5 protein-coding genes are annotated in these 7,727 nt (G+C 63.0%); 1 reads left to right on the forward strand and 4 read right to left on the reverse strand.

All coding sequences use genetic code 11. The features are described 5' to 3' along the window. Window positions 1-177: 177 nt before the first annotated feature. Window positions 178-876: a hypothetical protein gene (locus RT551_RS20775; protein ID WP_313462005.1), complete on the forward strand. Its 699-nt coding sequence runs from the start codon at window positions 178-180 to the stop codon at window positions 874-876. A gap of 188 nt (window positions 877-1,064) precedes the next feature. Here RT551_RS20775 and RT551_RS20780 read toward each other — a convergent pair whose 3' ends face one another. The 4 genes from RT551_RS20780 to RT551_RS20795 all read right to left on the reverse strand — a co-directional run bounded on the left by RT551_RS20780 (window position 1,065) and on the right by RT551_RS20795 (window position 7,621). Next, window positions 1,065-2,003, reverse strand: a complete 939-nt coding sequence (locus RT551_RS20780; RefSeq protein ID WP_313462007.1) for an RHS repeat-associated core domain-containing protein — start codon at window positions 2,001-2,003, stop codon at window positions 1,065-1,067. A gap of 1,924 nt (window positions 2,004-3,927) precedes the next feature. Next, window positions 3,928-4,362, reverse strand: coding sequence for a hypothetical protein (locus RT551_RS20785; RefSeq protein WP_313462009.1), 435 nt, complete (start codon window positions 4,360-4,362; stop codon window positions 3,928-3,930). Between the two features lie 1,283 nt (window positions 4,363-5,645). Then, the gene (locus tag RT551_RS20790; RefSeq protein WP_313462011.1) at window positions 5,646-6,467 is read right to left on the reverse strand and encodes an amidohydrolase; all 822 of its coding nucleotides are present in this window, start codon (window positions 6,465-6,467) and stop codon (window positions 5,646-5,648) included. After that, entirely contained in the window at window positions 6,467-7,621 is a 1,155-nt protein-coding gene (locus RT551_RS20795; RefSeq protein WP_313462013.1) for a pyridoxal phosphate-dependent aminotransferase, read from the reverse strand. The genes RT551_RS20790 and RT551_RS20795 overlap by 1 nt, the downstream gene beginning before the upstream one ends. Window positions 7,622-7,727: the final 106 nt, after the last annotated feature.

Raw genomic sequence — 7,727 nt, forward strand, 5'->3', positions numbered from 1 at the left:
GTCCGGGTGGCGGTGGTCGTCCCGGTGGCGGCAACCGCGGCCCCGGTGGCGGCGGTCACCGTGGCGGCCCGCGCGGCGGCTGATAATGTTCATTGAAAACGGCCCCTATGGGGCCGTTTTCTGTAGCGACGGGCCACGCCCGTCGAACGTAACCCCAACCCCAACCGGAAAACAAAAATGACACGGACGTTCACCGCCCTCCTCCTCTGCACCCTCACCCTCGCCACCGTAACCGGCTGCAAAAAGGTCCAGGAAGAACTCGCCGCCTCACAAAACCCGTTCCCCAAATCCTCCCCCCTGCACGCCCCGGTCGACACCACCACCCGCAAGCTGGTGCGCGAACCCGCCTACCTGGAACGCATGAAGGGCCTCAGCCCCGAACAAGCCCAGGTCATGGGCGCACAGCTGTCGATGAGCGGCATGGGCCGCCTCGAACTGCCGCTGCTGGAACGCCGCGCCGAGCTGATCGGCCAGCTGCTGCACAAGCAATCCGTCGCCGACTGCGCGGCCATGGCCAAGGTCACCACCCCGGCCGAAGCCGCACGCAACAGCGAACGCATCATCGAGACCCTGGCCACCCTGCCGCAGCCGGTGATCAACGAATGGTTCGACATCGCCTACCAGGCCACCCTGGCCGAATTGCAGCAGCGCCCGCTGACCCAGGTCAGCGAGGCCGAGATCAACGAAGCCGCCATCGCGCTGGTGCAACTGGTGCCCAGCGATGACGAGCGCCAGCGCCTGGGCGACGTGATGACAACACTAGCAACCTCCAGCGACGCCGACGCCTGCTGGGCGGTGCGCACCATGTACAGCTACCTGCCCAAGCTGCCCGAACCCCAGCGCGGGCATTTCGCCTGGGCCGCCACGCAGCAGTAAACAAAAGCCGGCGAAAGCCAGCTTTTGTTTACGGGTAGTGCCGGCCGCTGGCCGGCAACCAGGCGGTGCCAGACCGTAGTGCCGGGCTTGCCCGGCAATCCACATCCTGGCACGTCCAGCAGAGCATGGCCGACCCGCGCTGTGCCATGAACCCGGTGCCGGATGCGCCCAAAGCAGCACACGGCATCTCAAGGCTCTCTCCACTTACTCCAATCGAAAACTTTGAAGTACGACTCATCATGGTTAGGCGTAACCATCACGACACCGAGACCACTCTTTTTCGTGCTCCCCACCGCTATGCGCCATTGCTCATAACCATGCCCTGTCCCATGGAGAACGTTGTGCCTTTTTATGTACTTCCCACTGGGATCGGCAGGAGCTTTAGCAATTGGGCGCGGCGGCGTTTTGCCAATCCCCACTAGAGCAGGCTTTGGGTCCGAGGAATGCGGCCCGTGATCTCGAATGTCCAGGATCTTCTTCCTGACCGGTGAAGGAAGGTTCTTCATGCTGACAAGCGTCATACCGTTCTGATCCCGGGGAGCAAAGCTGACTGGGCCCATTGGGCCGGGAGAGGGGCTACGCGAGGCGCTGGGCGTCGCCGGTGCAACTGGGGCTGGAGCAATTGTCTCCCAACCTCTCTTCGGTGCTTGTGGGCCAGTGGACGTCCCTCCTGCGGCATTTGCCCAACTTCGGCCAGATCCCTGCTGGCTGGAGTCATTCAATTTCATCAACTGCTTGCGACCTGCCATGCCGACGCCCGCCAACATACCTACCGCTGCGATCACGCCGCCAATGATCCAGGGGTTCACGCCGCCATCTTCGCCACCTCCGCCCGAAGGATTGGCGGCCGCAAACGCACCCGCCCCTCCCAACCCGCCCACCACGGCCAGCCCCATCATCACCAGTGGTGAGGCAAAGAAGCCACTGGGGTCTGCCAGATTGATCGGGTCACCCCCGCAATAAGCGTATGCGTTGATTCCGCCGCTACCAAAGGGACTCAAGCGATCCGGACTGTGAAAGCGCATCAGCGTCAGGTTGTAGGCACGCCGACCATTGCCCAGCAACTGCCAGCGCGCACCTGACTCATGCAGCGTGCCGTTGAAGCCCAGATAAGTGAAGGCAGGCATAGTCCGTTCCCCGGATAGTTTCGTAGGCAATCGCCAGTGCAGGTGCAGCGCTCACCAGTCCGGCAGGCGGCTCGCGGAAAGCGCGCGCCGAAACGGCTTGCGACGGCCATTCTTTTCCATAGCGGCAGAGTATCCCTCGGTGAGACGGTGTCGTATCCCACATCATTCAGACTATGTGCCCGCCTCTCTCTTCGGAATCGAAGCGCTGCATGATCGCGAGGCACAGGAGACAATCGACCACTACGATTGAGCCGCCTCATGACTGGAAACCAGGCCTTATCCATTTCGCCTCTGCTCCTGTACTGAAGCAGTTCGACGCTCGGCTGAGCAGGTCCCCGGGACAGCGAGGTCGCATGCTCAGCGTCGAAACTCCTCAAGATGCTCGACGCTTTCGGCGTATTGAATTGTTGCGTGGGCCCGTCGCGCGCTACCTGCTCCACAACCCCACGGGCCGATCTGGCGTCGGAAGCTGACAACTTCCCCTTGAGTCTACGCATGCCCGTCAGCAAGTGACTGTAAAGCGGTTGCCCCTTCACCGTCATCGCGCCCAGCACCACGACACCCGCCATGCCACTCACTACCGACGTCACTGCGCCTATGAGCTGGATATCCGGATCTTTGGAAAATCCCGCCGCCAACCCCGTCCCCAGGGACAGCGCACTCAACCCAGCGAACGCAAAGAATGGAAGCCCGCGGTGCCCGCTTGGGTCGGCACGGTTTGCTGGGTCGCCGCCGCAGTACATGTAGGCATTGATACCGCCATCGCCAAGCGGGCTGAGATCATCGCCACTGTGAAAGCGCATGAACACAGGGTGGTACGCGCGGTAGCCGTTCCCCAGGAGCTGCCAGCGCGTTTCCGGTTCATGGGCTTCCCCGTTGAAGCCCAGCGTCGCAGATGGTGCCATGACCCGCTCCTTCCCAAATCCCCGCGGGCAAAGGATCGACGCGGAGGCGTTATCGAACGGTGATCCTCCCTGTGGGCCGGCCAACGGCCCGTTCAGATCAAGCATCGCTTGAGCTTGGATATCCATATCCTTGGCTGATTCCTCCCGGCTGTCGGTTGCCTCGGACCAGCATGTTCAACCGTGCCATGCCGTCGATGTCCTGACTTGGACCACCGCCCAACCCGAGCGATGAGGTGCTCGAGTAGATGCTGTCGTTGCGACTGAGTCTCACACTCCGGGCAGAAGCTCCGGGCGATACCACGCCCGGTCCATAGCCCGAATCAGCGCTTCCGCTGCGGGATCGCGGAAACTGTGGGAGTTCCACATCGCTGCCCACTGATCCCCTGCGCTGCGCCTGCATTGGCACGCCATGCTGCTGCGCATCTCCGCCACGCGAGCTCACGCTACTCCGGGTGCTCAGACTGCCTTGAGCGCTCACGGTGCTTCGAGAGCTGCTTCTGGCAGGAGCGTGACGGGAAACCACGCTGCCCCCCCCGGATTGATGTACTCGCGGATCGAACTTGCCAAGTAGCTGCCTGCCAGATGGAGTGTATCTGGCGAACACGACGCCGGCCGTGAGGACGGAAAGCAAGGCTACAGAGCCCAGAATCGCCTTGACACCGCGATCTTCCACAGCCACTGCACCAACAGTTGCCGCAACCCCGGTCGCCACCGCAGTGGCGACGCCCAGCCACGCCCAAGGGAAATGACCGGAAGGATCGATATGGTTCTGAGGGTCGCCCTTACAGTATGCGTAGGCATTCATGCCCCCGCGGCCAAACGGAGAAAGCGAATCCGCACTGTAGAACCGCATCAGAACCGGGTCGTAGACCCGGTAACCGTTACCCAACAGTTGCCTTTCGGTGCCCGGCTCGTGCACTACCCCATTGAAGCCCAGCTTCGCAGACGGTGCCATGACCCACCCCTTCACAAGCCCCCAGGGCAAGGATCGGGCGCTCCGTGTTACTGCGCGGTGATGCTCAACGCCGCTCGATGGTGAACTTGCTGCCGGCCACGCCCAGGTCCCAGCCCTTGCCGGTACCGGCCAGAGCCAGCGATACATCGCCCTTGGTCACCACCTGCGCGCTGCTGGACTTGTCCGCACCGGCGTGGGCCTCCACCGAGGCATACGAGCCGATCAGGTCATTGACCGAATAGGCTCCGCTGAAGCGGCCTTTGCCGTCGGTGATCTTCGACTTGCCCACGGTGAGACCGCCGCCCTTGACGGTGATCTTGACCGGAATACGGGCACCGTTGTCGCAGGTGATGGTGCCGCTGCCGGAAGCGGTTTTGTAGAAGACCGACCAGCCAGACAGGTTGTAATGCAGTTCGCAGTCGATGTTGCCGGCGGCTTGGGCAGCGGGGGCGGCCAGGAGAGCACCTAAAGTGATCACCGCAACGGTCAGGGTCTTCATATCACGTCATTTTTGGCGTATTCGGTTAGCGGAATCTACCAGCGAACAGATGGCAATCCAGTGAGGATACAATCCGACCTGCTGCCGTCGTTCAGGAATCTTCTCAGTTCCGACGTGTTGCCAAGTAGGCGTCACGCAGTTCATGTCGCCGGCGATCCTGGAACCATTCCCGATTCTTTCGAATCTGCTTCTGCCGTACGACCGGGACATTCGAGATGGTTGTGCTTCTTGGAATTAGCTTTGGACGGGAAGCTACTGCGTGGGCATAGGGATCGAACGATCTCAAGGAAGTCAACGAGCCTTCCTCGACAATCATGCGTTCGCCACGACCTGCGTATCGCACCGGTGGCAACGGTTGCACAGCCTCCCCAACCACGGATGACGTGCCTGTACTGCTCACCGGATTAGATGCCGAGCTGCTTGTCGAGCTGCTCAAGCTGCTGCGCGGGGACGAAGACGGCATGTCCGCTGGCGATATCGGTTGCGGTGCTGGCTTCCATTGCTGCCTGGCCGGCATACCGCGCCCTGGATCGCCACGACTCCTTAGCTGGCTCAGAAGCGTGCCCCCTTTGAATGGATACGTCATTGCCGCTCCTACAACGGCAATAGAAGCCAGTACGCCCAATGCCACCTTTGCGCCCGGTGGTTTGGCAATGACAGCTCCAGCCGCAAGTGCCACCGCCCCCAACCCCAGTGTCACGGGCAGGATGTAGGCGGCAAAATGGCCACTTGGATCAGCGTGGTTGATGGGCTCGCCCTCGCAGTAGGCGTACGCGTTTAGCCCTCCTTTCAGGAACGGGCTAAGAAGGTCCGAGCTGGAGAATCGCATCAGCATTGGGTTGTACGCACGGTACCCGTTCCCAAGCAGTTGCCTCGCGCTACCAGCCTCATGCAGTTGACCGTTGAAGCCGATGTGGGACCGTGTACCCAGCCGCGCGTCTGTCTGTGAGGACATGCCGTCACCTTTTCGGTAGCTGACTTTGCCTCACGTGTCCCCCGCAGGCAGAGACAGTGTCTGTGGGGTGGCATTAGCGGCGTGTGAGGGGTTTAGGGGTGACCCGGGACAGGCTTCGATTAACGGTCATGCGTTACCGGACGCGGGGTTCTTCCGTGCGGTCGTCTGTCGACCGACCCTACCCCCGATTCCGATTCCGATTCCAATTCCAATTCCGATCCCGATCCCGGGATCGATCCAGGACCCGGTCCCGCCCCACCGCGCCCCGCCGACCATCTGCGTAGGGACGCGCCATGCGCGTCCCCGTCAGCGCCGTCACACGCGCGATTTACACCCGCACATTCAACGTGAACGCATCCGCATCCAGCATCGCCGGGAACTTTGCCCGGTGCGCGGCCAGCGCAGCGGCCGACAGCGTGGTGGTCACCACCTGCTCCACCTCCCGCACCTCCACCTGCGGCTGGCCGAGGAAATCGATCACCGCGCTGTCGCCGGCGTAGTGCAGCTGATTGCCATCCACGCCAACACGGTTCACTGCCGCGACATAGCTCAGGTTCTCGATCGCCCGTGCACGCAGCAGCGTGCGCCACGGATACGCACGTGCCGACGGCCAGTTGGCAACGAATATCTGCAGGTCGAAGTCCAGGTCTTCCGCGCGCTCCACGTCGTAGCGGTTGCGGCAGAACACCGGGAAACGCAGGTCGTAGCAGACCAGCGGATTGATGCGCCAGCCCTTCCATTCCACGCTCAGGCGCTCGTTGCCCGCGGCATAGCGCAGGTGCTCGTCGCCGTAACGGAACAGATGGCGCTTGTCGTAATGCTGCAGGTCGCCGTCGGGGGTGGCCCACAGCAGGCGGTTATATACGCCCTCGCCCACTCGCAGCTGCACGCTGCCCGTGACTGCCGCCCCCAACTTGGCCGCCTGTTCCCGCATCCACGCCACGGTCGGCCCTTCCATGCCTTCGGCGCGGAAAATGGCGTCGTTGGAGAAGCCACTGGTGAAAGTTTCCGGCAGGATCACCAGATCGGTGTGGCCGGCCAGCGGAGCCAGCAACGCGCCGTAGTGCTCGCGGTTGCCTTGCGGATCGTGCCAGCGGGTGTTGCCCTGCACGAGGGTGATGCGCAGGTCGGGGCGTGCGGGGGCATTCATCAGAGCACCTTCAGGCGTTCAATCGCCGCGTCCATGGTGGCGTCGTTTTTGGCAAAGCACAGTCGCACCAGGCGCTGGCCTTCCGGGGCGGTTTCATAGAACGGCGACAGCGGAATGGCGGCCACGCCCTTTTCAATGGTCAGCCACTTCACGAATTCGTGGTCCGGCAGGTCGCTGATGTCCGAGTAATCCACCAGCTGGAAGTAGCCGCCCGGCACCGGCAGCGCCTTCAGGCGGGTGCCGAGCAGCTGTTCGCGGAAGCGGTCGCGCTTGGCCTGGTAGAACGCGCCCAGTTCGAGGTGATGTTCGGGTTCGTCGCGGATCATCGCGGCAAAGCCGTACTGGGCCGGGCCGAAGCTGGTGAAGGTGTTGTACTGGTGCACCTTGCGGAATTCGGCGGTCAGCAACGGCGGGGCCACCGCGTAGCCGATCTTCCAGCCCGTGCAGTGGTAGGTCTTGCCGAAGCTGGAGATGACGAAGGTGCGCTCGCGCAGTTCCGGGTAGCGCAGCGCGGATTCGTGGCGGCGGCCGTCGTAGATGATGTGTTCGTACACTTCATCGGAAATGAGGTAGATGTTGGTATCACGCAGCACGTCGCACAGAGCCTGCATGTCCGCTTCGGTGAGCATGGCTCCGGACGGGTTGTGCGGGGTGTTGACCATCAGCAGGCGGGTGCGCGGGGTAATGGCGGCGCGCACGCGGTCCCAGTCCACGGCGAAGGTCTGCGGGTCCAGCGGCACGTGCACGGCGCGCGCGCCGGCGAGGTCGATGGCGGGTTCGTAGCAGTCATACGCGGGGTCGAGGACGATCACTTCCTCGCCGGGGCGGACCACGGCGTGGATGGCGTTGAAGATGGCCTCGGTGGCCCCGCTGGTGACGGTGATTTCGGTGTCGGGATTCACCTGCGCGCCGTACAGATCCAGCGACTTCTGGGCAATGGCCTGACGCAGCGGGGCGACGCCGGTCATCGGCGGGTACTGGTTCAGGCCGTCGCGCATGGCCTTCACGGTTTCATCGATGAGCCGCTGCGGCGCGGAGAAATCCGGGAAGCCCTGGCCCAGGTTGACGGCCCCGTGCTCGGCGGCCAGCTGGGACATCACGGTGAAGATGGTGGTGCCCACCTTGGGCAGCTTGGTCTGCGGGTTCATCGGCATCGCTAGCAGGATCAGGAGACCTTGCAGTGTAAAGGATGGGTCACGGTAGCGCCGGCCGTTGGCCGGCCCACGGATCGCCTGGGCCGGCCAACGGCCGGCGCTACCG

The organism is Stenotrophomonas sp. (assembly GCF_032103445.1).
GTDB lineage: Bacteria > Pseudomonadota > Gammaproteobacteria > Xanthomonadales > Xanthomonadaceae > Stenotrophomonas.